Source organism: Kitasatospora sp. NPDC052868, assembly GCF_044547105.1.
GTDB lineage: Bacteria > Actinomycetota > Actinomycetes > Streptomycetales > Streptomycetaceae > Kitasatospora.
Window position 1 is genome coordinate 65,931 of the sequence record NZ_JBITZW010000014.1, and the last position, 24,665, is coordinate 90,595.

The 24,665-nt window shown below is 73.7% G+C and carries 19 protein-coding genes; 5 read left to right on the top strand and 14 right to left on the bottom strand.

What is annotated here, in order from left to right:
- Window positions 1–83: 83 nt before the first annotated feature.
- Together ACIGZJ_RS23655 and ACIGZJ_RS23660 are read left to right on the top strand one after the other, a co-directional pair.
- Entirely contained in the window at window positions 84–995 is a 912-nt protein-coding gene (locus ACIGZJ_RS23655) for a serine/threonine-protein kinase (protein WP_396459083.1), read from the top strand.
- Window positions 996–1,146: 151 nt separating this feature from the next.
- Complete coding sequence (locus ACIGZJ_RS23660; RefSeq protein WP_396459084.1) at window positions 1,147–2,034, top strand: LLM class flavin-dependent oxidoreductase; 888 nt, start codon at window positions 1,147–1,149, stop codon at window positions 2,032–2,034.
- A 216-nt stretch (window positions 2,035–2,250) separates the two neighbouring features.
- Here ACIGZJ_RS23660 and ACIGZJ_RS23665 read toward each other — a convergent pair whose 3' ends face one another.
- Complete coding sequence (locus tag ACIGZJ_RS23665) at window positions 2,251–3,441, bottom strand: acyltransferase family protein (RefSeq protein WP_396459085.1); 1,191 nt, start codon at window positions 3,439–3,441, stop codon at window positions 2,251–2,253.
- Between the two features lie 466 nt (window positions 3,442–3,907).
- Here ACIGZJ_RS23665 and ACIGZJ_RS23670 point away from each other — a divergent pair, with 466 nt between their 5' ends.
- The 3 genes from ACIGZJ_RS23670 (at window position 3,908) to ACIGZJ_RS23680 (ending at window position 6,347) form a co-directional block, all read left to right on the top strand.
- On the top strand, window positions 3,908–4,384 hold the full coding sequence (locus ACIGZJ_RS23670) for a hypothetical protein (protein ID WP_396459086.1): 477 nt from the start codon (window positions 3,908–3,910) through the stop codon (window positions 4,382–4,384).
- Between the two features lie 79 nt (window positions 4,385–4,463).
- A complete protein-coding gene (locus ACIGZJ_RS23675) occupies window positions 4,464–5,432 on the top strand; it encodes a hypothetical protein (protein WP_396459087.1) in 969 nt (322 codons plus the stop codon).
- Window positions 5,433–5,513: 81 nt separating this feature from the next.
- Window positions 5,514–6,347: an HAD family hydrolase gene (locus ACIGZJ_RS23680; RefSeq protein ID WP_396459088.1), complete on the top strand. Its 834-nt coding sequence runs from the start codon at window positions 5,514–5,516 to the stop codon at window positions 6,345–6,347.
- 11 nt (window positions 6,348–6,358) lie between these two features.
- Here ACIGZJ_RS23680 and ACIGZJ_RS23685 read toward each other — a convergent pair whose 3' ends face one another.
- The 13 genes from ACIGZJ_RS23685 to cydD form a co-directional block, all read right to left on the bottom strand.
- Window positions 6,359–7,246, bottom strand: coding sequence for a phosphate ABC transporter ATP-binding protein (locus tag ACIGZJ_RS23685; RefSeq protein ID WP_396459089.1), 888 nt, complete (start codon window positions 7,244–7,246; stop codon window positions 6,359–6,361).
- Window positions 7,247–7,284: 38 nt separating this feature from the next.
- A complete protein-coding gene (locus ACIGZJ_RS23690; RefSeq protein ID WP_396459090.1) occupies window positions 7,285–8,217 on the bottom strand; it encodes a class E sortase in 933 nt (310 codons plus the stop codon).
- Complete coding sequence (locus ACIGZJ_RS23695; protein ID WP_396459091.1) at window positions 8,214–10,088, bottom strand: substrate-binding domain-containing protein; 1,875 nt, start codon at window positions 10,086–10,088, stop codon at window positions 8,214–8,216. Before ACIGZJ_RS23695 ends, ACIGZJ_RS23690 begins: the two co-directional genes overlap by 4 nt.
- A gap of 65 nt (window positions 10,089–10,153) precedes the next feature.
- Window positions 10,154–11,455 carry a phosphate ABC transporter permease PstA gene (pstA, locus tag ACIGZJ_RS23700; RefSeq protein ID WP_396459092.1) on the bottom strand — a complete coding sequence of 434 codons (1,302 nt, stop codon included), beginning with the start codon at window positions 11,453–11,455 and terminating at the stop codon, window positions 10,154–10,156.
- Window positions 11,456–11,514: 59 nt separating this feature from the next.
- Complete coding sequence (gene pstC / locus ACIGZJ_RS23705; protein WP_396459093.1) at window positions 11,515–12,429, bottom strand: phosphate ABC transporter permease subunit PstC; 915 nt, start codon at window positions 12,427–12,429, stop codon at window positions 11,515–11,517.
- Between the two features lie 228 nt (window positions 12,430–12,657).
- On the bottom strand, window positions 12,658–15,345 hold the full coding sequence (locus ACIGZJ_RS23710; protein WP_396459094.1) for a hypothetical protein: 2,688 nt from the start codon (window positions 15,343–15,345) through the stop codon (window positions 12,658–12,660).
- 292 nt (window positions 15,346–15,637) lie between these two features.
- On the bottom strand, window positions 15,638–16,231 hold the full coding sequence (locus ACIGZJ_RS23715) for a hypothetical protein (RefSeq protein ID WP_396459095.1): 594 nt from the start codon (window positions 16,229–16,231) through the stop codon (window positions 15,638–15,640).
- 181 nt (window positions 16,232–16,412) lie between these two features.
- On the bottom strand, window positions 16,413–16,631 hold the full coding sequence (locus ACIGZJ_RS23720) for a hypothetical protein (RefSeq protein ID WP_396459096.1): 219 nt from the start codon (window positions 16,629–16,631) through the stop codon (window positions 16,413–16,415).
- A gap of 129 nt (window positions 16,632–16,760) precedes the next feature.
- Complete coding sequence (locus ACIGZJ_RS23725) at window positions 16,761–17,792, bottom strand: PstS family phosphate ABC transporter substrate-binding protein (RefSeq protein ID WP_396459097.1); 1,032 nt, start codon at window positions 17,790–17,792, stop codon at window positions 16,761–16,763.
- 427 nt (window positions 17,793–18,219) lie between these two features.
- On the bottom strand, window positions 18,220–18,618 hold the full coding sequence (locus tag ACIGZJ_RS23730) for a hypothetical protein (RefSeq protein WP_396459098.1): 399 nt from the start codon (window positions 18,616–18,618) through the stop codon (window positions 18,220–18,222).
- Entirely contained in the window at window positions 18,608–18,904 is a 297-nt protein-coding gene (locus ACIGZJ_RS23735; RefSeq protein ID WP_392930071.1) for a hypothetical protein, read from the bottom strand. The genes ACIGZJ_RS23730 and ACIGZJ_RS23735 overlap by 11 nt, the downstream gene beginning before the upstream one ends.
- A 367-nt stretch (window positions 18,905–19,271) precedes the next feature.
- Entirely contained in the window at window positions 19,272–21,080 is a 1,809-nt protein-coding gene (locus ACIGZJ_RS23740; RefSeq protein WP_396459099.1) for a GAF domain-containing protein, read from the bottom strand.
- 86 nt (window positions 21,081–21,166) lie between these two features.
- Entirely contained in the window at window positions 21,167–24,664 is a 3,498-nt protein-coding gene (gene cydD, locus ACIGZJ_RS23745; RefSeq protein ID WP_396459100.1) for a thiol reductant ABC exporter subunit CydD, read from the bottom strand.
- Between the last annotated feature and the right edge of the window lies 1 nt (window position 24,665).

The following is a 24,665-nucleotide window of genomic DNA, read 5'->3' on the forward strand; positions in this document are numbered from 1 at the left end:
CGGACCCCCGTTTCGTCCCGCCTGGCATCCCCCCGCCGAACGGGAGTTCCGCACTCCCCCCGACTCCGGCAGAATGCTGCCACATGCGCAAGCTCGGCCGTTACCTCCTTCTGGAGCGGCTCGGAGCCGGCTCCTTCGCGACGGTCTGGAAGGCCTACGACCCGGAGCTCGACACCGAGGTCGCGGTGAAGGTGCTGGCCGAGAACTGGGCCGCCAACGCGGATGTGCGCGAGCGGTTCCTGGCGGAGGCGAGACTGCTGCGCCGGATCGCCAGTCCGCGGGTGGTCCGGGTGCACGACGTCGGGGTGCAGGAGGACCGGCCCTACTTCGTCATGGACCACGTACGCGGCGGCACCCTGGCGGACCGGGTCGGGCAGTGCGACCCGCAGGAGGCGATGCGGCTGGCCGCGGAGGCGGGCTACGCGGTCCAGGTCCTGCACGAGGCGGGCGTGGTGCACCGCGACGTCAAGCCGTCCAACCTGCTGCTCGCCGCCGGCCCTGCGCCCGCCGCGGTGCTGGTGGCGGACCTGGGCAGCGCCAAGCAACTGGCCGACGCGTCCGGGCTTACGGTGACCACGGGCACGCCCGCGTACATGGCACCGGAACAGGCCTTCCAGACCGGCGGGTTCGACGGAAGGGCCGATGTGTACGCGTTGGCCGTCGTGGCCTACGAGCTGCTGACCGGGCAGAAGCCGTTCGGCCCGGGCGGACGCGCCACAGCCCTGATGACCGACCCGCAGGCCTCCTCGACGCTTCCGGCGCTCCCGGCCGAAGCGGAGCTCCCGCCGAACGTCGCCGTGCTGCTGCGGGCCGGGATGTCCGTCGACCCGGCGGACCGCCCCCCGACCGCCCAGGCCTTCGCAGACGCGCTGCTGGCCCCGGTCCCGCAGCCGCCGCCCCCGGCAGGCCCCGGGTGGCCGACCCCGCGCGCGGTCTGGCTGGCGTCGGGCACGGTGTTCACGGCGGCGACCCTGCTGAGCTGGCTGCGGCGTTGAATCCGCGTCGCCGCTGACGACGGTCCACCCACCGGCGCCCTGACTGTTGCGAATCCCGCCGGCCAGGGCCCGGCACCGGCTTCATTCCGGGGCGAAGGGGTCGTCAAGTCAGAGGGCGCCGGTCGCTGACGGCTACCGTAAGGTCGCTGGCATGCGACTGAGTACGGTGATCCTCCCCATCCACCGGTGGGCCGAGGGGCAGAAGATCTGGCGGCGGGCCGAGGACCTCGGGTTCCACGCCGCGTACACCTATGACCACCTGTCCTGGCGGTCGTTCCGGGACGAGCCGTGGTTCGGCTCGGTACCGACGCTCACGGCGGCGGCCACCGCCACCGAGCGGATCAGGCTCGGAACCCTCGTGACATCGCCCAACTTCCGCCACCCGGTGACGCTGGCGAAGGAGCTGATCACGCTGGACGACGTGTCCGGCGGGCGCCTGACGCTGGGCATCGGGGCCGGCGGGGTCGGGTTCGACGCGACGGCGATGGGGCAGGAGGCCTGGTCGCCGCGGGAGCGGGCGGACCGGCTCGGGGAGTTCCTGCCGCTGCTGGACGAGCTGCTGCGGACCGACTCCACGACCCGCGAGGGCACGTACTACTCGGCGGTCGAGGCGCGGAACATCCCCGGCTGCGTGCAGACGCCGCGGGTGCCGTTCTACGTGGCGGCGACCGGCCCGCGCGGGCTGCGGCTGGCGGCGGAGCACGGGCAGGGCTGGGTGACGTACGGGGACCCGCGCGGGCCGGCGGACGTGCCGGTGGAGCAGGCACCCGGGGTGATCGCCCAGCAGATCGAGAAGCTCACGGCCGCCTGCGAGGCGACCGGCCGCGATGTCGGCGAGCTGGAGAAGGTGCTGCTCCAGGGCTCGACGGCGGAGAAGCCGCTGGAGTCGCTGGACGCGTTCGTGGACTGGGCGGGCCGCTACCAGGAGCTGGGCGTCACCGAGCTGGTGATCCACTGGCCGGTGCCGGACTCGATCTTCGCGAACGACCTCGCCGTCTTCGAGAAGATCGCCACCGAGGGCCTGGCACAGCTGAGCTGAGAGCCCCCGCCGGAGCGGACCGTCCCACCCAGGTGCGCTCCGGCGGCCTCCGCCGAGGCACACGGAGCACGGCGACGTGACGATCGTGACGAGCGACCCCGGGGACCTGCGCCGGCTGTGTCACCGCCGCATCGCGGTCGAGACGATCTGGCGCGAACCGCCCTGACCGGTAGTCGTCGACCGCTTCATCCTGCGGGTCCGACCGCGGCCGGGGGGTCAGGCGGGGTCGGTGGGGGATGGGCGGGTCAGGTGGCGCAGGAGGCGGGTGGCGGGGCGTTCGACCAGGCGGTGGACCAGCCAGGCGGCGAGGAGCATGGCGGCGGTCACCGAGAGCAGGGTCGTCCAGGCGCCGAAGGTCTCGTTCCAGCGCCAGATGTAGCGGACGCCGACGGACTGGTGGACGAGGTAGAGCGGGTAGGAGATCGCGCCCGCCACGGGCAGCCAGCGCCACTGGACGCGGTCCAGCCTGCCGAGGGCGACGAGGGCCATCAGGCCGTACATCGCGGTGACGGCGGTCAGGCAGATCTTCCAGTTGATGCCGTGGCCCTCGTGGGCCATGACCTCCGGCAGGTTGTGCTGGATGAGCAGCCAGCAGAGGGCTAGCAGGCCGAGCGTCTCGCCGGTGAACCGGCCCTGGCGGCGGACCAGGTAGAAGGCGGTGCCCGCGATGAAGAAGGGTGCCCACAGCGGGGCGGAGAGCACGTCGAGCAGCGGGATCCCGGAGATCGGTGCCAGCACGGAGGCGAGCGCCCAGATCCAGCAGAAGTTGGCGACCCGGCGGTAGCCGGTGCCGAGCGCCACGACCACGGTGAAGATGACGTAGAACCGCAGCTCGACCCAGAGGGTCCAGTAGACGTTGTCCACCGGGGCCGTCTTCAGCGGCTCCTGGAGCATCGTCAGGTTGGTCAGCATCTGGCCGACGGTGATCCGCGGCTCGTTCGGGGTGTGCGGTCCGAAGCGGGCGACGACGGTCCCGAGGACGACCGCGAACCAGTAGACCGGGAACAGGCGCAGTATTCGGCCCCGCCAGAAGTCCTGGACGGACTTGCCCCAGCTGGACATGCAGATCACAAAGCCGCTGATCATGAAGAAGAAGACCACCCCGAGCCAGCCGAACTCGGCGATCCGGTGCAGGGTGGGGAAGAGGTCCACCGCCGTCCGCTGCCAGGGGATCTCGCCCGATCCGGCCAGGTAGTGGAACAGCAGCACCGCCAGCGCCGCGACCAGCCGCAGTCCGTCGAGCACCAGGATGCGCGGTGCCCGGGGCGCCGCGGGCCCGCCGGTCCGGGGCCGGGAGCCGCCGTCGGAGTCCGCCCCGGAACGGCGGTGCTGGGCCGGGACTGCGGCGGACGGCGCGTCCGGCGTCGCCGGGGTGCGTTCCCCGGCGAGGGCGAGCTTCTCTGTCATCGTGGCCTTCGGGATGGTCCGCGCTACTCCGACACCGGAATGTGTCGGAGCGACGGTTGAGCGCCGCGATCCTAGCGGTGCTGTGTGTACATCCGAAGGCGATTTCTAATGATGCTCGGATTGTCTGATTATGGGTGAGGTCGGGTGCGCTGGGCGGGAATCGGAAACGGGTCCCGGGGGGCGGCGCGGCGGGCGATCTCGGCGAGGGTGTCGGCGATGATGTCGCCGATCAGGACCGGGTCGCGCGGGTCTCGTGAATCACGGAGGTCGTCCGGGTCGGTCGGTGGGCGCTCGTCTCGAAGCTGGCGAGTTGGCATGGCTCTTCCTGCCGACGGGGTGGCCGAGAACAGTTCTGCCCCGGAGGTGGGGGCAGAACACCCCGGGTGGGGGTGAATCGGCTGGAAACCTCGTACCGAGGGCCGAAACAGACGGGGGCGGGATACGGGTTGGGGGTATTGTCTGCCGGGTGACGACAGGTGGCGGGCGGACGCGGGGGCGGGCGGTGGCCCGACTGCTGCTGCTCTGCGCGCTGCTGGCCGGACTGTTCCTGATGCACGGCTCGCCCACCTCGGCGGGCGGCTGCCACGAGCCGCGGCCGACCGGGGCCGCGCGGGCGGCCGCCGATCCGCACCGACAGCACGGCGCCCCGGGCGCGCAGCACAGCGCCTCCACCGCGCTGGACGGCCCGCACGGCCCGGACGGGTCGGACGGCCCGCGGGCGCACGGCGGCGGGCTCCGGGCCGCCGCCTCGGCCGACTCCTGTGTGGCGACCCGGGACCGCGACGGCGCCGGAGCGCCCGCACCCGCGGTACCGGCCCTCGCGGTCGGTCCGACCGCGCCCACCGCCCTCGCCGGGCCGTACCGGCGGACCTCGGACGGGCCCCGGGCACCCCCCGCCGCCGGACGGCGGCTGCTGCTCCAGCTGGGCGTCGCACGGACGTGAGCGGACCCGCACCGGCCCTCCCCGCAGGGAGGCCCGGGCGCACCGCGTCCTGCCCGTACCCACCGGAAGACACCTCGTGATGTTCCTCGACACCCGTACCCTCGACACCCGTACCCTCGCCCGCACCGCCGGCGCCGCCGTCCTCGCGGCCGTCCTGACCGCCTGCGGCTCCTCCGCGATGAGCGGCATGGACCACGGCTCCGGCGGCGCTCCGTCGGCCACCGCCAGCGCCGCCACCACCGCCTCCGCCGCCGCCGGACACCAGGGCCACCAGATGCCCGGATCCGGCACCACCGGCCAGGCCGCCTCACCGGCCCCGGCACCCGCCCCGGCACCGGCCGCCGAGCAGAACGGCTACCGCCTCGACCCGGCCACCGCGGCCCTCACCCCCGGAGCACCCGCCGAGTACCGGTTCAGCATCACCGGCCCGGACGGGAAGGCGCTCACCGCCTTCGGCACCGACCAGACCAAGCGGATGCACTTCTACGCGATCCGCTCCGACCTGACCGGCTTCCAGCACCTGCACCCAGAGATGGCCCCCGACGGCACCTGGACGGCCCCGCTCGCCGCCCTCACGGCCGGCGCCTGGCGCGTCTACGCCTCCTTCGTCCCGGACAGCGGCCCCGGCCGGGGCACCGGCCTGGTGCTCAGCCGGACCGTGGACGTCCCCGGCGAGGGGGCGGACGCCGAGGCCGCGCTGCCCGCCGCCACCGGCAGCGCGACCGTGGACGGCTACACGGTGACCGTCGAGGGCGCCCCGGCCGCCGGTCGGGCGGGCGGGCTGAAGGTCACCGTCAGCAGGGACGGCAGGCCGGTCACCGACCTCCAGCCCTACCTGGAGACCTACGCGCACCTGACCGCCTTCCACGCCGGCGACCAGGCGTTCGCCCACCTGCACCCCGAGACGAAGGCCGAGGCCGGCGGCACCGGCGGCCCGACCCTGCCGTTCCACGCCGAGCTGCCGACCGGCGGGGACTGGCGGCTGTTCCTGCAGTTCCAGACCGGCGGCACCCTGCACACCGTCGGGCTGACGCTGAGGGTCGGCTGAGCCCCGGCCGCCGGGAGGCCGCCGCAGCGGTGACCTCCCGGCGGCGGTGACCTCCCGGCGGCGGTAGGCGAAGATGGACCGGTGACCAGCCAGCCCGCACCGCCCCGCCCCACCCGCCTGATCGCCACCGACCTGGACGGCACACTGCTGTGCGCGGGGGGCACCGTCAGCGAACGCACCGCGGCGGCGCTGGCCGCCGCCGAGGCGGCCGGTGTCCAGGTGGTGTTCGTCACCGGACGGCCGCCGCGCTGGATGCAGCAGGTCAGCGCGCACATCGGCGGCCACGGCGTGGCGATCTGCTCCAACGGCGGCGCGGTGGTCGACGTGCGGCGCGGCGAGCTGCTGGAGTCCTTCCCGCTGGGGGCGGAGACCGCGCTCACCGTGGTCGAGGTACTGCGGGCCAAGCTGCCCGGCACCTCGTTCGCCTTCGAGTACCCCGCCGGGTTCGCCCGTGAACCCGGCTACGAGCTGCGGATGTGGGGCTCGGACGAGGACCATCCGATCGGTCCGGCCGAGGAGCTGCTGGGCTCCGGCGGCCCGGTGCAGGGGCTGTTCAAGCTGCTCGCGAAGCACCCGGACCTCGACCCGGACAAGCTGCTGGGCGAGGCCAGGGAGGCGGCCGGGCACCTGGTCGAGATCACCCGGTCCGCGCCCGTCCCGCTGCTGGAGATCAGCGCGCCCGGCGTCACCAAGGCCAGCACGCTGGCCCGCTGGTGCGCCGGGCGCGGGATCGACCGGAGCGAGGTGGTGGCCTTCGGCGACATGCCGAACGACCTGGAGATGCTGGCCTGGGCCGGCACCGCGTACGCCGTCGCCAACGCCCACCCGCAGGTGCTGGCGGCGGTGCCGCTGCACACGGTGAGCAACGAGCAGGACGGCGTCGCGACGGTGCTGGAGACCCTGCTGGGGCGCTAGGCCGTGCGCCGCTAGCCGAAGTGGCCGTTGACGTAGTCCGAGGTCCGCTGGTCGCGCGGGCTGCCGAACACCTGCGCGGTCGGCCCGGCCTCGATGATCCGGCCCGGGGTGTCGTGGGTGGCCAGGAAGAACGCGCAGGACTGCGAAACCCGCTGCGCCTGCTGCATGTTGTGGGTGACGATGACGATCGTCAGCCGTCCGCGCAGCTCGGCGATGGTCTCCTCGACCCGCCGGGTGGAGGTCGGGTCGAGCGCCGAACACGGCTCGTCCATCAGCAGGATGTCCGGCGAGACCGCCAACGACCGTGCGATGCACAGTCGTTGCTGCTGGCCGCCGGAGAGCGCACCACCGGGGGTGTGCAGCCGGGTGGCCACCTCGTCCCAGAGCCCGGCCCGGCGCAGGCTGGACTCCACCAGGTGCTCGCGCTCCTCCTTGGAGACCTTGATGCCGGCCAGCTTCAGCCCGCTGGAGACGTTGTCCTGGATGGACATCGCCGGGAACGGGTTCGGCCGCTGGAACACCATGCCGATCCGGCGCCGGACCTCGGCGGGCCGCCGCCCGGGCCGGTACACGTCGTCGCCGTCCAGCAGCACCTCGCCGGCGAGCGCGGCGCCGCGGACCATCTCGTGCATCCGGTTGAGGATCCGCAGGTAGGTCGACTTGCCGCAGCCCGACGGGCCGATCAGCGCGGTCACCTCCCCGGCGGGCATGCCGAGCGAGACCCGCTCCAGCACCTTGTGCGAGCCGAACCAGGCGGAGACGTCCCGGGTCTCCAGCCCGGCCAGCGGGGCGCCGGACGGGTCCACCGGGGGCACCGGCGGCAGCGTCAGCGTGGTCTCGGCCGCCGAACCGGCCTGGTCGTGCGGGCCGAACGAGTGGAGCGGGGGTGCGTCGGTCATCGGTACATCCGTCATCGGTACGGTCCTCCGGGCGCGCTTCAGTAGAGGTTGGGCAGCAGGGCGGCGGCGTTCTCGTAGACCGCCCAGAGCGTCGCGCCGATCACCGGCGCGAGGCTCAGGTAGGCGGCCGAGCGGTGCCAGAACCGGGCCAGCAGGATGGCGGCCACCACCGCGCCGAGCAGCCCGAGCGTCCACAGCTGCAACGTGGCCAGCGCGCCCTTGTCGGCGGCCAGTGCCTTGTCGTACGGGACGGTGGCGGGCCGACCCCCGGGGTTGGCCTCCGGGTCGCCCTCCAGCCGGGCCCCGATCAGCACCGTCGAGCCGGCGATCCAGTCGGAGTCCCCGGTGACCAGCACCAGCCGGTTGCGGGCCGGGTCGCTGATCGGGTGGTCGCCGTCCCCGTACACGTTGACGGTGTAGGTGAACCTGCCCTGCCCGGTGGTCGCCTCGATCCGGTCGCCGACCCGGAGCCTGGACAGTTCGGCGAACGGTGCCCCGAAGGTCGCGCCGCGCCCGAACACCACGGCCACGCCGGACTGGCCCGGCAGCGCGGTGTCCCGGCGGTGGCCGGGGCCGCGCATCAGGTCCCGGCCGGTGGTGCCCTCGACCACGACGGCCTGGTGCAGGCCGATCGCCGGGATGTCGAGGATCGCGACCGGGTCCCCGTCCGCGGCCGCGCCGGTCGGGGCGACCGCCCGGGCCAGCTGGTCCCGGAAGGTCTTGTAGGCGGTGGACTGGTAGTGCCGCTCCTGGATGTGCGAGAGCGTGAAGAGGTACCCGACGAAGCCGAGCGTGAGCGCCGCCAGCAGGCTGACCGCCCAGGCCCCCTGGAGGAACCGGCGCCGCGACGGCGTGGCGGCGCCGGTGGCCGCCCCGGCCGCCTTCGGCTCCGGGGCGGGCTGCTCCGGCACCTGCTCGGCCGGGGGCGCCGCGGTCCGGGTCGTCGGCTTCTCCAGCGCCGGGGCGGTCACGACCGGCCGCCGGAGGAGTTGCGGCGCCGCAGCAGGCGGCGGCCGAGCAGCGGCGGGACGAGCACGACGGCGAGCAGTTCGAGCGCGGTGAGGGTGGACAGCATCCAGTCCTCCGGGCGCCCCTCGACGGCGACCACGTTGGCCGGGACCTCCCCGACACCGCCACCGCGGCCGCGTGCGACCACCTGGCCGGTCTGCGGGTCGACGACGTCCTCGGCCGCCGGGTCCCCCTCGGCGCCGGCGCCGGCGGCCGGGTCGCCGCCCGCGGCGGGCTGGCCGTCCGCGGCGCCGGTGCCGCCCGCGGCCGCGCCACCCGAGCCGGCCGCGCCGCCCGCAGCGGCTGCGCCGCCGGTGGAGCCGCTACCGCCGGTGGCAGCGCCGTTGCCGGTTCCCGAGGGTGACTTGCCGCCCCCGGTGCCACCGGCCGCACCGCCGGTACCGCCGCCGGCGGCGCCGCCACCGCCCGCGGCGGCGCCGCCCGAGCCGGAGCCCGAACCGGAGCCCGAGGCCGAGCCGGAGCCCGAACCGGACTTGACCGCCTTGCCCTCCTGCACGACGCAGTCCAGCGGGGTGCCCTTCGCGTCACACGGGCTGGGCTGCGGGGCGTTGTCCAGCACGGTCAGCCGGCCGGCCGCGTTGAAGGTCGGGTTGTTGCAGTTCGCCAGGCTGTTGGCGTCGACCGGGCTGGCGTTGCCGGGGATGTGCTGGGTCTGCAGCAGACCGCCGCGGACCAGGTTGCGCGGGATCGGGGAGTAGCCGAGGCCGTCCGCCTCGCCCTGGCCCTCGCAGAGCACGTAGGCCAGGAAGCGGCTGAGGGCGCTGCCCTTGTCGTTGGTGAAGCGCGGCGGCGGCGGCAGTGCCGCTCCGGCCCGCGGCACGATCAGGTAGCTGTAGCTGGAGAGCGGGTAGGACCTCGGGTCGTTCATCGAGTAGACGCCGTCGAGGTTCTGCTGCAGGTAGTCCGGGTCGTCGGCCGCGGTGGTGTCGTCCACCCCGCGGATCCTGGCGGCGGTGAGCGCGACGGCGACGTTGGAGGCGGTCGGCAGCGTGTAGTAGCCGGCCGGGTTGAGCACCTTCACGACCGGCCAGTTGCTGCGCTTGGCGAAGGCGTACTCGTCGTAGCCGATGGTGCCGAGGCCGGCCGGCGCCTTGATGTAGCCGGCGACGACGTCGGAGCCGTTCTGCGCGGTCATCCGGCCGGACGGCGGGAAGAACTCGGTGTACTCGCCGCAGCTGACGCCGTTGACGCTCTTGCAGTACTCGTCCCACTGCGCCTGGTGGGTGTGGCTCATCCACCGGGTGAACTGGGCGGTCGCACCCGAGCCGTCGGACCGGACCACCGGGGTGATCTGCAGGCTCGGCAGGGCCTTGCCGTAGTCCGCGGCGATCCGCGGGTCGTTCCAGTTGGTGATCTTGTTGGTGAAGATGTCGACCACGGTCTGCGGGGAGAGCCGCAGGTCACGGACCTGCTTGCCGCCGACGACCAGGTTGTACATGAACGTCGTACCGCCGGCGGTGATCGGCACGTAGGAGAAGCCGTACCGGGGGTTCTCGGCCTTGCCGGAGCCGCCGGCCTGGCCGGCCTGGCCGAGCCCGGTGTCCGCCTTCGAGCGGAACGGCACGTCGGAGGCGGTGAAGTCGTCCTGGCCGATGGCCCACTGGTTGCGGCCGGCCGCCGAACCGATCGGGTTGAAGTTGATCTGGATGCCCTGCGGGGCGACGTCCTGGCGCCACTGGTCGATGGCCGGGCCGGCCCAGCTGGAGCCGTCGGCGTTGAGCGCGGTGGCCGCGAAGGCGGGGGTGCTCTGCCCCAGGAGCAGGGAGCCCGCGGCGAGGATCAGGGACAGCAGCACGGCGAACGTGCGTGCCACGGGGCGGCTTGCGGCCTCCCACGACATGGGAACTCCTCTGGTACTGAGGGTGGTTGAGTGGGACATCAGTGCTCCCCGAGGGCGGTGGCCGCGGTGCCCGGCGCGACGCCGGTACGGGCCGCGGCAGTACGGGCGGTGCCGGCGGTGGCGGTACGGGCGGTGGCCACCGCGGGACGGGGGCGGGGACGGGAGCGGGCGGCGTCCTCGGCGGCACGGGCCCCGCGGGCGATCCGGCGCTTCTGACGCCTCGTCAACTGACCCGGGCGGCGCCCGCCGACGACCCGCGCGGTGACGAACAGGACGAGCACGATGACCATCAGGGTCAGGGCCGCGGCGAAGGCGCGCGCGATCATCTCGGGGTAGGGCTGCTTGACGTAGTTCCAGATGTACAGCGGCAGCGAGACCTGGTGCTCGCTGAACGGGCTGCCGTTGAACTGCGAGGTGAAGCCCGAGGTCAGCAGCACGGGGGAGGTCTCACCGACCCCGCGCGCCATGCCGAGCACCACGGCCGTCACCAGACCGGGCCGGGCGGTGGGCAGCACGACGTTCCACACCGTCCGCCACTGGCTGCCGCCGAGCGCGTACGAGGCCTCCCGCAGCGTGCCCGGCACCAGCCGGATGACCACCTCGGCGGCCCTGGTGACGATCGGCATCATCATCACGGTGAGAGCCAGCGAGGCCGCGAAGCCGCTCTTCTCGAAACCTAGGGTGATGATCACGATGCCGAGGATGAAGAGGCCCGCGACGATCGACGGCAGCGCGGTCATCGCCTCGATCAGGGTCCGCAGCGGCCTGGCCATCCGGCCGCCGACCTCGGACATGAAGACCGCCGCCGCGATGCCCAGCGGAACGGCGAACAGCGTTGCCAGGCCCAGCTGTTCGAGCGAGCCGACCACCGCGTTGAGCGCGCCGCCCGAGGTGATCGGGGAGAGCGGGGCGGTGTGGTCCATCGACTGGGTGAAGAAGTTGAGGTGCCTGGCGGCGTCCATCCCGCGCACCAGGACGTAGCCGATCTGGTCGGCGATCAGGCCGACCACCAGCAGTCCGGAGCTCCAGGCGACCACCGAGACCACGCGTTCGCGGACCAGCATCGCGCCCCACTGGAGCCGGCCGATGAGGAAGTAGCCCAGCAGGAAGAGGCCGTACCAGCAGATCAGGAATCCCTGCGCGCCGCTGAACGGCAGGATCCGCTCGTAGAGCATCCAGTTCAGGGCCAGCGAGCCGACCAGCGCGCCGACCAGCGTCAGCACGTCCTCGCGGGTCACGCCGCCGAGCCGCACCCGCTTCTCGGGGCGGGGCGGCGCAGGCTCCGCGGGTGGGTCGACCGGCGCGGGCGCGGCGACCGGCGGCTTGTCGAGTGTGGTCATCGGGACGTCCCTTCACGGCGGAGCGGCAGCGGGTGGCGGTTGGCGCAGTTGGCCATGGGTCAGTCCGCCGTCGACGCGCCGGAGCGGGACCGGTTGATCACGAAGCCGGCCCCCAGGTTGACCAGCAGGGTGAGTGCGAAGAGCACCAGGCCGGCCGCCATCAGCGCGGAGAGCGAGAGCTCGTCCGACTCGCCGAACCGCAGCGCGATCAGCGCCGAGATCGAGTTGGCGCCGTTCTCCAGGATGTGGGTGATGGCCTTGAAGTTCGGGGAGATGATCAGCGCGACGGCGATCGTCTCGCCCATCGCCCGCCCGAAGCCGAGCATCACCGCGCCGATCACACCGCCGCGGCCGAACGGCAGCACCACCGTGCGGACCATCCCCCAGCGGGTCGACCCCAGTGCGTACGCGCCCTCCCGCTCGCCCTGCGGGGCCTGCGAGAACACCTCCCGGCTGAGCGAGGCGACGATCGGGATGATCATCAGCGAGACGACCACCCCGGCGATGAAGGTCGAGGAGGTGTAGGAGGTCCCGATGTCACCGGTGCGCACCTTGAGGAAGGGGATCGCGTCACCGAGGTGGTTGGTCAGCCAGCGGACGAAGCCGATGATCCGCGGCTGGAGGAAGAACAGCCCCCAGAGGCCGTAGACGATGCTGGGGATCGCCGCCATCAGGTCGACCAGCGAGACCAGCGTCGGCCGCAGCCTGACCGGCGCGTACTCGGAGATGAAGATCGCCGTGGTGAGCGCCACCGGAACGGCGATGACCAGCGCGATCACCGCGATCAGCAGGCCGTTCGGCAGGACGGCGGCGATCCCGAAGTTGTGGGCCTGGGTCTGCCACTTCTGCTCGGTGAGGAAGGCCCAGCCCACCTCGCGCAGCGCGTTCGCGCCGCGCAGCAGCAGGAAGAACGCGATCAGCCCCATGATCGCGAAGACCGAGAGGCCCGCCGCCCGCAGCGCCCCCCGGAACACCCGGTCTCCGGGCGTGGCTGGGGCGGTGATGACACGGGGGACATCGGGTTCTGGTGGACGTGGAGCCCCGGCGTACGGTGCCGCGGGCTCGGCGGCGGCTGTCATGGTCTGCTCTCCGGCGCGCTCGGTACGGAAGTACTCGGTACAGGGAGGCCCCGGGCGGTCGCGCCCGGGGCGGGAGCCCGGCGGGGCCGAGACGGCGGCCCCGCCGGGTGGTGCCACTGCGGGTCAGGGCCGGCGGCGCACCCGTGCCCAGGTCCGCGAGCAGGCGCCGATGACGCGTCCGCCGGCGGGCGTGCCGCCGAGGAAGAGCGCCGCCGGGCCGCCGATCAGCAGCACCAGGCCCGCGAACACCGCGATCGGCAGCAGCAGGCGGGCGGTACCGGCCCGGTCGGCCACCGGGACGCCGGCCGCCACCGGGGCGGCCGCGAGCGGGCCGGCGGAGGCGTTCGGCGCGGCGGTGGGCTTGGCCGTCGGCGTACCGGCCGCCGGGGCTCCGGCGCCACCGGTGGTCGCGGCGGCGCCGCCGGTCCCGCTGGTGCCGCTGGTGCCCGTGCCGACCGAGCCCAGGCCGCTGGTGCCGGTGGCACCGGTGCCGGCGCTGGTGCCGGCGGACGCCGCGCCGTCGTCACCGACGCCGCCGGCGGTGCCGGTGGTGCCACCGAGGGAGGCGGAGTCGTCGGTCACCGGGATGGAGGTGCCTCCGGTGGTGCCGGACTCGGCTCCGGTGCCGGTGCCGCCGCTGGTGCCACCGGTACCGCCGGTCGTCCCGCCCTCACCGCCGGTCGGCGTGGTCGGCGGCGGCGGGGGCGCCTGGTTGCCCGGCCACTTGGCGTCCTGGGTCTCCACGTGCTTGGCCGCGTCGAGCGCCTGCTGGCGCTGGGCCACGGTGAGGCTGAGGAAGCCCGGGGCGAGCTTGCCCGGCTCGATGCCGTAGACCTGGCCGCCGTTGACGACGGTGGTGAGGAAGCGCGTGATCGCGGCCGCCTTCTCCGTCGAGACGCCGGCGGTCGGCACCATCGCGTACTGGACGGTGGTCAGCGGGTAGGCCTGGGCGTCCCGGGAGAAGGCCGTGTCGGCCACCCCGTACGGGAGTTGCTGGGTGCCCGTGGCGGCGTCGGTCGGCATGTCGCCCACCGCGGACTGGAAGCCGTTGGTGGTCGGCGCGACGAAGCCGCCCGCCGGGTTGCGCAGCAGGGCCTCGGGCAGCGAGAACGCCTTGGCCTGGGCGGTGTCCATGATCGCGAACAGCTTCCGGTCGCCCGGGGCCATCGGGTCGCACTTCAGGTGGTTGCCGGTGGCCGGGTCCGCCAGCCAGAGCTGGCAGGTGGACCGGTTCTCCAGAATGGTGCGCAGCACCTGGGTGAGACCGCCGAGGACGGGGTTCCACTCGAACTGCCGCATCCGCTTGGCGGCCTCGCTGACGTTCGTCGGGCCGGTGAAGTCCTGCGGCTGGATGCTGTCCACCGGGAACCCGGAGTAGGCGCCCCGCTGGTAGAAGGTGTTGACCCGCATCCCCCAGCCGTCCGCCTCACCGTCCAGGAACCGGACGGCGTCCGGGTCGCCGGCGATCCACGAGGTCAGCTGGTAGATCAGGTCGGTGGTGCCGCCGACGATGGTCGGCTCGAAGCTCGCGGGCGTGCAGGACCTCGGCCACTTCATGCCGCTGCTCGCCGGGAACTGGTTCCACTGCAGGAAGTCCGGGTCCTGGAAGATGCAGCTGGGGTTGCCCCGCACCGACACCACGTCGCTGCCGAGCGGCGAGTAGGACTGGGTGAGCAGCTTGGCCATCAGCCGGGGGGTGAGCTTCATGTCCCGGAGCTGGCGCCCGGTGTCCGGGTCGTCGACGAGGAACACCACCGAGATCCCGGTGGCCGCCAGTGGCGCGTAGACGTACGGCCGGGTCGGCGTCGCGGTGTCGGGGCGCGCGGTCAGCGCGACGTCCACTCCGGCGGAACCGCCCAGGAAGGCCGCCCTGGCCTGCGGCTCGCCACCGGAGGAGGAGTACTGGAAGGCGAGCGGGGAGTCGGCCAGGCAGAGGCCGGTGCGCCACAGCTGGACGGCCCGGTTGGCCATCTCCAGGCCGGCCGCCTTGAACTGCGCGGCCCGGCTGTCGCAGTCGGCGGCGGTGGGCGCGAAGGACAGCGGGACGACGGTCCGCTTCTCCCAGGCGCACTGCTCGCCGATCTGGAGCCCGGCGAACTGGTTGCCGGACCACGAGCTGCCGTACGCCTCCAGCCCGCCGTCGCTCGCGGTGTTGAAGAAGCCGTCCACGTCGGCGCTGTGGTCGGTGCAGTCGACCGCCCCGGCCCGCGCCATGTTCGGGTCCTGGGTGTCGCCGCCGTAGTTCGGCTCGATCACCAGGGAGCACGGGTGGGTGGCGTCACAGCCGAGCGAGGGGCTCTGGGTGGCGGTCCACACCTCGATGCTGGTCGCCCCCGACCCGTCCGCCCCGGTGGGCGCGATCGCCATGTTGGAGGGGAAGTCCGGCGTCGTGGTGCCCTCGGCCGGGGCCTTCTGGTTGAACCCCAGGTTCCGGTCGGCGTTGTACAGCTTGCTGCCGTAGCAGTCCGTGATCTTCGGGTCGAGGCCGCGGCACTGGTAGACCCGCACCGCGTAGAACACCGTCTTGTCGCCCTTGGTGACGACGGTCATCGTCTCGCCCGCGGGGTTGACCGTCGGCGTGAACCCGCTCCAGGAGACCTGCAGCACCTGGTTGGACAGGCCCTTGGTCTGACCCACCGTCACACTGCCTGCGAGGGGGCCCTCCTCCCAGGTGTTCGGGTCCCACACCTTCGGTCCGGGCACCGTCACGGCGGAGGAGTCGGCCGCCTGCGCCTGCGACAGCGCGCCGAGGCCGATGGGGGCCACGCCGAGCGCCACCACCACCGACCAGACGAGCGCGACCGCCGGCAACCTCCGGCGCCACCTCCCGCGTCTCGAATCGGGCCGTAGTCGGAGTCTCATGACGGGCACCTCCGTGCGAACGCGCACCGCCGTGACGCGGCGCGAGAGTGGATCAGGCGGCGAGCAGGCCGGCGGTTCCGGTTCGCATCCATTCGGCCAGCCCTACATGGCCGGATCCGGTCGTACCGATGTACGAGGCCCCAACGTGACGACTCTGTAGCGGAGTTGGGAACTCCACAAGAAACAGCGGGCCCGCGCGCGTACGCACGGGCCCGCCGAGAGGCCGGGCAGTCGGCAGGGGTCAGCTGCCGGCGGTGAAGGTCAGCGAGAAGTTGCCGACCGACTGGCCGCCCTTGAAGAAGGAGGTGTTCAGCTTGGCGTCGACGAACTGCGCGCCCTCGGCGTCCACCCGGAGGTCCGCGGCGGTCACCGTCTGGGTGGCGCCGGAGCGGGTGATGTCGGTCGTGCCGGCCGGGTCGAGCAGCGCCACCGGGGCGGTGCCGCCGACCGGGACACCGGTGATCGCCCAGCTGTCGGCGCTGAACGCGAGCTGCTTGAAGACCGCGCTCTTGCCGGTGAACAGGTTGACGAACAGCAGGCTGCCACCGAGCTGGACGTTGCCGTAGTAGCCCTGCAGGTTGACGTCACCGCCGGTGACCGGGAAGGAGGTGGAGAAGCCCGAGGTGGAGTCGTAGGACGGGGTGGCGGTCGGCAGCGGGATGACCACCAGACCGTTCAGGGCCGATTCCTTCAGGAAGGCGGTGTTCTCGTGCACCACCGCGCTGCCGGTCGGGGCCGCCGGGGCGGCGTCGGCGACGGCCGCACCGCTCATACCGGTCACGGCGAGGACGACTGCGGCACCGGTGGCGGCAAGGCGGGCGCGGGTACGGGTCATGCTGAACTCCTTGGGAGAGGTGAGATGTTGTGCTCTGGTGCTGGTGGTGCGGGCGGTCGGTCCGACCGCCCCGACGGCCGCCCCGCTCCCGCACTGCCCGGCGGGAGGGGCGCCGAAGTCGATGGGTGCGACCTGGTCAGGCCGTCGAACCGCAGATGCTGGAAGGCAGCTGCAGGAAGCCTTAACTCTTGATCGCAGGACCGCCGTTGGCGCAGATCCAGCCGTTGGTGCCGAAGATCGCGCGCAGCGCCGTGCCCTTCACCCCGGTGCTCTGCCAGTCGGTCTGGCGCACCACGTCCCAGAGGAGCCGGCCGAACGGGCTCGCCGCGAACGGCGCGTTGATCGTGTTGGTCGTGGTGTTGGTGGTCACCGCCAGCGGCTTGGCGAGCGTTCTGCGCATGAGTCGTCTCCGGGGAGGTGCCGCGGGTCCGCCGTGGGCGGTGGGGTGGGGTGGGAGGTCTGTGCGTGGCCGGCGGCCACGGGCCGAAGCCCGTGGCCGCCGGGTGGTACGGGTGTGATCAGCAGGTGATCAGCTGTGGGTGGTGCTGCCGCAGGCCGCCGCCGGGAGGGGCAGGAAGCCGTAGCTCTTGATGTCGTTGGTGCCGTTGGTGCAGATCCAGCCCGCGTTGCCGAAGATGTTGCGCAGCGCGGTGCCGTGGGCGTTGGCGGCGGTCCACTCGGCGTCGCGGACGACGTTGTAGACCACGCGGCCGAACGCCGAGGCGGCGAACGGGGCGTTGATGGTGTTGGTGGTGGTGTTGACCGGCACCAGGGTGCCGACGTTGCGCAGGGTCAGGTTGCCCGGGGCCGAGGTGGGCGTGCTGTGGCCGCCGACGGTCTGGCTCAGGTACGAGGCGACCGAGTACGGGAAGACGGTGTCGTCACCGGCGAGGCGGCTGTCGACGCCCTCGTTCTCCTCCGGGCCGTCCTGGACGCAGCCGCCGACGACCGGGTTGCCGATCGCGGTCAGGAAGAAGGCGCGGGTGCCGGAGCTGGCCTGCGGCAGCCACGGCTTGATCGTGGCGTTCGGCAGGGTGGCGTTGATCTGGGTCCAGTTGGTGATCGAGCAGTCGTAGATGCCCTTGAGCTGGGCGGCGGTCAGGCTCGCCGGGGCGTGGCCACCGTTCTTGGCGGACCAGGTGACCGCGTCCTTGGCGAAGGCGACGAAGATGTCCGAGGCCGGGTCGGTGGGCTTCGGGGCACGCGAGGAGCGGGCCACGTCGAGCGCGGAGCCGGCCGTGTTCAGCTCGGTGATGCCGGCGCCGGAGCCGTTCGGGCGGACGATCGAGGAGGCGCCGGACTTCAGGGTGATGGTGGCCGAACCCGTCGCGTCCCAGCTGTAGTAGCGCGGCGAGGTGGTGTCGCCGATGCTGGTCAGGTAGGCGTTGTAGTCGGTCGAGAACTGGGTCGACACAGCCTGCGTGGTGTCGGAGCCGGCGCTCACGATGTCCTGGGCGGCCGGGGTGACGCCCGGGTCGGCGCTGGCGGTGCCGGCGGCGAGGGTGGCGACAGAGGTGGCGATGGCGGCAACGGCGAGCAGCTTGGCAGCGGTCTTGCGCATGTTCCTGTTCCTCCGGTGGGAGAGACGTACATCGCTGTACCCGGTCCCTGGTTGGGGTTCCGGGGCCGGCTGACCGCGTCCGCGGCGGCCTCTCCGGCAGACCTGATCCTGTCGGCCGGTCCGGTTCCGCCGGAAGGGCGGTCCAGCACGGGCGGAGATTGTCGACTCATCGGTTCGGACAGGTTTAGCGACTGGTCAGCGCGGGCGTCGCAGGGGGAAAACGCGCAGGTCGGGGGCCGGATACGTTCTTCTCCAGGTGGCGGCTCGGGGGGTTGCCGGAAACCTGCGCTTCACCGGATCGAGGGGGAACCGGGGGCTGCTCACCCGGTTCGGGGGCGGATCGCCGAGGGCGTCGGCGGAACGCCGAAGGCGGCCGCTGATCACGGCCGACGGCTGTTCGGAAAGGCTCAGCGGGAGCGGCGGCCGGTCACCAGGGCCAGTGGCCGCCGCGGCCGCCGCGGCGCAACTCCTGGCCGATCCACTGGAGTCCGGCCAGGAAGCCCTCCACCCCGGCCTGGCACTGGTCGCGGCGCAGATAGCCGCGCGCACTGCGGGCGACCGGCACCGCCTCGCCCGCGCGGGTGCTGCGTACCGGCAGATACGCCGTCCAGACCCAGAGCCGGCCCTCGGACTGCCCGACGGTGCACCGCAGGGCGGCCCGTTCGATGATCAGTTCTCTTACCGCCTGCGCGAGTTCGGCCTCGCTGCGGTAGGCGCGCACGCCGACCCCCAGCTGCCGCCCGTTGGCGGCGCGCAGTGCCCAGCAGAGGCACCGGTCGGCCGCGGGGAGGGTCAGCAGTCTCGGACCGCGCCCCTCAGCGGGCATCGGAGGGTCTCAACGGTCTCCCGGGGTCGGGCAGTTCGAGGGCCGGCTGCTTGGCCAGCAGCACCACGAACCGCCGGAAGGCGTTCTGACAGGTCGCGTACCGCTCGTACGCGCGGCTGGAACGCACCTCGGGCAGGGTGCGGGAGCCGGGGACGACCCAGATCCACCCGATGCCGTCGCGGACATGGGTGATCCGGGCGACCAGGCCGTCCGCACCCACCCGTAAGCCGTCGAAGCCGCGTTCGGCCTCGCCGGCGCTCTCGTACGCGGCCGGGGTGATCGCCACCACCCGGCCGTTGGGCGCCTTCAGCTGCCATCGGTAGCGCCCGTCCGGCGCCCGTTCGGCCCGGAATCCCCCTCGACTTGCCCCTGCTGCGGTGTGACCGCGGCCCGACGCGTCCACTGCTCCCCCAGTCCGGTACCTCTCCGAGACGGGAGTAAAGCTATGTGTGCACACAAGCACGCCGGAAGGGTGGGAAATGCACAACTTGCTCCGTTGGCCGGGAAGTTCTCTCTCGTTAAACTTTCACCAAGTGCACACCAACTGAACGCCGCCCTCCCTTTACGCGCACAGGCCGTTCGAAGACCCCCGACCCACCTGGGCCGATTCGCGCCGCGCCGGACCGGACGGCCGTTCAGTGCCGGACGGCCGCTCAGAGCCGGGCCGTCCAGCGGACCAGCGTCCCCTTCCCGTACGGCCCGGGCTCGTGCCAGGCGTCCCCACCGAGCGCCTCCGCCCGCCGGGTGAGGTTGCGCAGACCGCTGCGCCGGCCCCCGGGCGGGATGCCGATGCCGTCGTCCGTCACGGTGAGCAGCACCCCCGGGCGCCCGGCCCGGTCCAGCGACTCCGGGTCGCCGCCGACCGGGCGGCCCTCGTCGTCCAGGTGGACGGTCGCGTCGACCTCCACCCCCACCCGGGAGGCCCGCGCGTGCCGGGCGGTGTTGGACAGCATCTCCCTTAGTGCGGCCAGCAGTTGACGGCCGGTCTTCTCGCCCACCAGGCTCTCCACCGGGCCGGTGAAGGTCACCGAGGGCTTGAATCCGAGCGCCGCCGCGGCCTGGCTGCCCTCCCGCAGCACCCGGGTGCGCAGGGTGTCCGGCGCATCGCCGTGGTCGTCGTGCTGCAGGGCGTAGATGGTGGTGCGGACCTCCTGGATGGTGGCGTCCAGCTCGTCCACCGCCTTGCCGATGCCGACCTTCACCTCGGGCACCATCGCCCGCCGCGCCGCGCCCTCCAGCATCATCCCGGTGGCGAACAGCCGCTGGATCACCAGGTCGTGGAGGTCGCGGGCGATCCGGTCGCGGTCCTGGAAGACCGCCAGCCGCTGCTGGTCGCGCTGCCCCTCGGCCAGCCGCAGGGCCAGCGCGGCCTGCGAGGCGAAGGTCTCCGCGAGCTGCTTCTCGGCGTCGGTGAACGGCACCGCGCCGCGGGAGCGCCAGACGCACAGCCCGCCCAGCACCCGGCCCGCCGCGACCATCGGCACCGCCATCGAGGGGCCGAAGCTGCGCGCCAGGCGGATCACCACGGTCGGGTCGCTCGACATGTCGTCCAGGTAGACGCTCTCGCCCCGCAGCAGCCGCGCGGCGAAGCTGTCCGGCGGCAGCAGCTCGCCCCGGACGAACTCGGCCGCCTCCCCGGAGGCGTGGGCCACCCGCATCTGGCCGCCGCCGTCGCCGTCCACCGTCGGCAGCAGGATCATGCCGAGCGCCGCGCCCGCCAGCTCCCGCACCTGCTCGGCCGCCACGGTCAGCGCGACCTGCGCCTCGTCGGTGGAGAGCAGCGCCGTCGTGACGGCCGCGGCGCCCGCGATCCAGCGCTCGCGGCGCCGGCCCTCCTCGTACAGCCGGGAGTTCTCGATCGCGACGCCGGCCGCCGCGGCGAGCGCGTGCACCACCTGCTCGTCCTCGGGGGTGAAGGCGCCGCCGCCCTTCTTCTCGGTCAGGTAGAGGTTTCCGAACACCTCGTCGCGGACCCTGATCGGCTCGCCGAGGAACGTCCGCATCGCCGGGTGGTCCGGCGGGAACCCGTAGGACCGCGGGTCGGCGGAGAGGTCGGTGAGCCGCAGCGGCTCGGGGCGGTCGATCAGCGCGCCGAGGATGCCCCGGCCGACCGGCAGCTCGCCGATCCGCCCGGCCGTCTCGTCGTCCACCCCGACGTGGATGAAGTCCGCGAGCCCGTGGCCGCCCGGGGCGATCACGCCGAGTGCGGCGTAACGGGCGTCGACCAGCTCGGCGGCGCCGGTGGCGATCCGCTGCAGGGTGGCGTGCAGGTCCAGCCCGGCGCCGACCGAGACCACCGCCTCCAGCAGCCGCTGCATCCGGTCGGTGACGGCCGCCGCGGACTGCAGGCGCTCCGCCACCTCGGTCACCAGGGTGTCCAGCCCGAGCGAGGAGATCTCGGGCACCCGGTGCGGGGTCTGGTCGGTTGCGGCGTCGGCCGGGCGGTCGGGCGAGGGGTCCATGGATCCGAGCGTAGTTTGTACGGTTTTCCGCCGATGGGTGGCACGGCCGCCCGGGCTCGGGCAGTGGGCGCTCAGGGGGTGGTCGCTCAGGGGGTGAGCAGCAGCCCGTCCGCCTCCCGCTCGCGGTCCCGCATCGCCCGCAGTCGGCCGCCCTCGTCCGCCACCAGCTCGGACCACGTCCCGCGCTCGGCCACCCGGCCGCCGTCCAGGACGATCACCTCGTCCACCGTCCGGTCGTCCAGCCCGGCCACCCGGTGGGTGATCAGGACGGTGGTCCGGCCCTCCGTGGCGGCCAGCAGGTCGGCGGTCAGCGCGTCCGCGGTGGGCAGGTCGAGGTGCTCGGCGGGCTCGTCCAGCACCAGGACGGGGAAGTCGGCGAGCAGTGCCCGGGCCAGCGCGAGCCGCTGGCGCTGGCCGCCGGAGAGCCGGGCGCCGTGCTCGCCGACCATGGTGTCCAGGCCGTCCGGCAGGGTGTCGGTCCAGTCCAGCAGCCGGGCGGCGGCCAGGGCGGCCCGCAGTTCCTCCTCGCCCGCCGTGGGCCGGGCCAGCCGCAGGTTCTCCCGCAGCGAGCTGTCGAAGACGTGGGCGTCCTGCGCACAGAGCCCGATCACCCGGCGGACGTCGTCCCCGGCGAGCGAGCGGCTGTCCACAGCCTGTGGACGACCGGCGGCGAGAGTGACCGCGCCCGCCGTCGGCTCCAGGAACCGGAGCAGCGCCTGCGCCAGGGTGGTCTTGCCGGAGCCGGAAGGACCGACCACGGCGATCCGCCGCCCGGGGGCGAGGTCGAGGTCCAGGCCGGCCAGCGCGTCCACCGCCTGCCCGGGGTACCGGGCGGTCAGACCGCGGACGGCGATCGGCAGCGGCTGCCCGGGCAGGGCGACCGGGGCGGCGGGCTCGGCGACGGCGGCGGGTGCCTCCAGCACCTCGGCCAGCCGCGCCGAGGCGGCCCGGCTGCGCTGACGGGCCTGGACGGCGAGCGGCATTCCGGTGACGGCCTCGAAGGCGGCCAGCGGGGTCAGCACCACGACGGCCAGGCAGACCGGCGCCAGCGCGCCGTCCTGCACGCCGCGGATGCCGGCGGCCGCGGCGGCGGCCACCGTCAACCCGGTCAGTAGGGCGACCAGGCCGGTGCCGAGCGCCGTGGTGGCGGCCGACCGGGCGGCCAGCCCGGTCAGCGCGGCATCGGCGGCGCGGGCGGCGGCCAGTCGGGCGGGCAGCGCCCCGGCCACGGTGAGCTCGGCCGTGCCGGTGAAGGTGTCGACCACCGCCGTGGCCAGCCGGCCGCGGGCCGGTGCCTGCCGCCGCTCGGCGCCGGCCGACCAGCGGGCGGCCAGCGCGGGTACGACCGCCCCGGCGAGCAACAGCCCCAGGCCGAGCACCAGTCCGGCGGACGGCAGGAAGGCCCCCATCGCGACGGAGGCGGCCAGCGACACCAGCCCCGCCACGGCCGCCGGTACCCGCCAGCGCAGGTAGTGGTCCTGGACCGCGTCCACGTCCGCGACCAGCCGGGACAGCAGGTCCCCGCGCCGGAAGGCCGGCAGCCCGGCCGGGGCGAGCTCGGTGAGCCGCCGGTAGACGGCGGCCCGCAGGGTGCCGAGGGTGCGCAGCACCGCGTCGTGCGAGACCAGCCGCTCGGCGTACCGCAGCACGCTCCGGCCGATGCCGAAGGCGCGGACGGCGGTGACGGCCATCATCAGGTAGAGGACGGGCGGCATCTCGGAGGCGTAGGAGATGAGGTACCCGGAGGTGGCCATCAGCGCGACCGCGCAGCCGAGGGCGAGGGCGCCGAGCAGGACGGCGAGCCCGAGGCGCGGCGCCCGGACCAGGCCGCCGCCGTCCTCGGAGACCTCGGGAGCCTCGGGGGACGGGACGGGGCGGCCGCTGTGCGCGAGCCGGGGCGCCGGAGCGCCCGCCGGGACGGGGGCACCCGCCAGCCGGACCCGCTCGTCGGCCGCCGCCAGCAGCGCCGGCCGGTGCGCGACGAGCAGCACGGTGCGCGCCGGGTCGGCGGCCAGCGCCCGGACGGCCTCCACCACGGCCGCCTCCGACTCCCCGTCGAGGTTGGCGGTCGGCTCGTCCAGCAGGACGAGCGGCCGGTCCCCGGCGAGCAGCGCCCGGGCCAGCGCCAGCCGCTGCCGCTGCCCGGCCGAGAGCCCGGCACCGTCCTCGCCGAGCACGGTGGCGATCCCCTCGGGCAGCCGCTCCACGAAGTCCAGCGCGTGCGCGGCCCGCAGGGCCTCGCGCAGCTCGGCCTCGCCCGCCTCGGCCCGGTAGAGCCGCAGGTTGTCGGCGATGCTCCCGGCGAACAGGTAGGGGTGCTGCGGCACCCAGGCGATCTGCCGCCGCCAGCCGTCCGGCGCCAGCTCCGCCAGGTCGTACCCGCGACCGTCGGCGGCGGTGATCCGCACGGTGCCGGCGTCCGGTGCGGTGAGGCCGAGCAGGACGGCGAGCAGGGTGCTCTTGCCGGCACCGCTCGGACCGGTGAGGGCGGTGGTGCCGCCGGGGCGCAGGGTCAGCGAGGCGCCGTCGAGGGCGGGTTCGGTCCGGCCGGGGTGGGTGACGCGGACGTCCGACACGGTGATCACGGCACCCGCCAGCGCGGGCGCGGCCACTGTGCCGGCCTTCGGCAGCGGGGTCTCCAGCACCTGGAAGATCTCGTCCGCCGCGGTCAGCCCCTCCACGCTGGAGTGGTAGAGCGCGCCGACCTGGCGGATCGGGAAGTAGACCTCGGGTGCGAGGACCAGGATCAGCAGCCCGGTCTCCAGGTCGAGCGTGCCGTCCACCAGCCGGAAGCCGATCGAGACCGCGACCAGGGCGACCGAGAGCGTGGACAGCAGCTCCAGCGCGAAGGAGGAGATGAAGGCGATCCGCAGCGTGCGCAGGGTGGCCCGCCGGTAGTCGGCGGTGATCCTGGCGATGGTGGCGGCCTGGGCCCGCGCCCGGTTGAACACCTTGAGGGTGGGCAGGCCGGCGACCACGTCGAGGAAGTGGTGGGAGAGCCGGGCCAGGGTGTCCCACTGCCGGTCCATCCGGGACTGGGTGGCCATCCCGATCAGCGCCATGAAGAGCGGGATCAGCGGGAGCGTCCCGGCGATGATCGCGGCGGAGGTGGCGTCGGCACCGACGATCCGCAGCAGCACGATCACCGGGACGACCACGGCCAGCGCCAGCTGCGGCAGGTAGCGGGCGAAGTAGTCGTCGAGCGCGTCGATGCCGCGGGTGGCGAGGGTGGTGAGCTCGCCGGTACGCCGGCCCGCCAGGTAGGCCGGGCCGAGCGCGGTGGCGTGGTCGAGAAGCCGGCGCCGCAGGGTGGACTTCACCCGGGCGACGGAGCGGTGGGCGGTGAGTTCGGTGAGCCAGGCGACCAGCCCGCGGCCGACCGCGGTGAGCGCGAGCAGGACCAGCGGGGTGGTCAGCTCACCGGGGGTCGCCCGCTGCTGGAAGGCCCGGACGACGATCTCGGCGATCAGGCTCGCCTGGGCGACCACCAGGGCCGCGCCCGCACCGCCCAGGAGCACGGATCCGGCGAGGAAGGCGCGGGTGGTGCGGGCGTACCCGAGGAGTCGGGGGTCGACTGGCTTCATC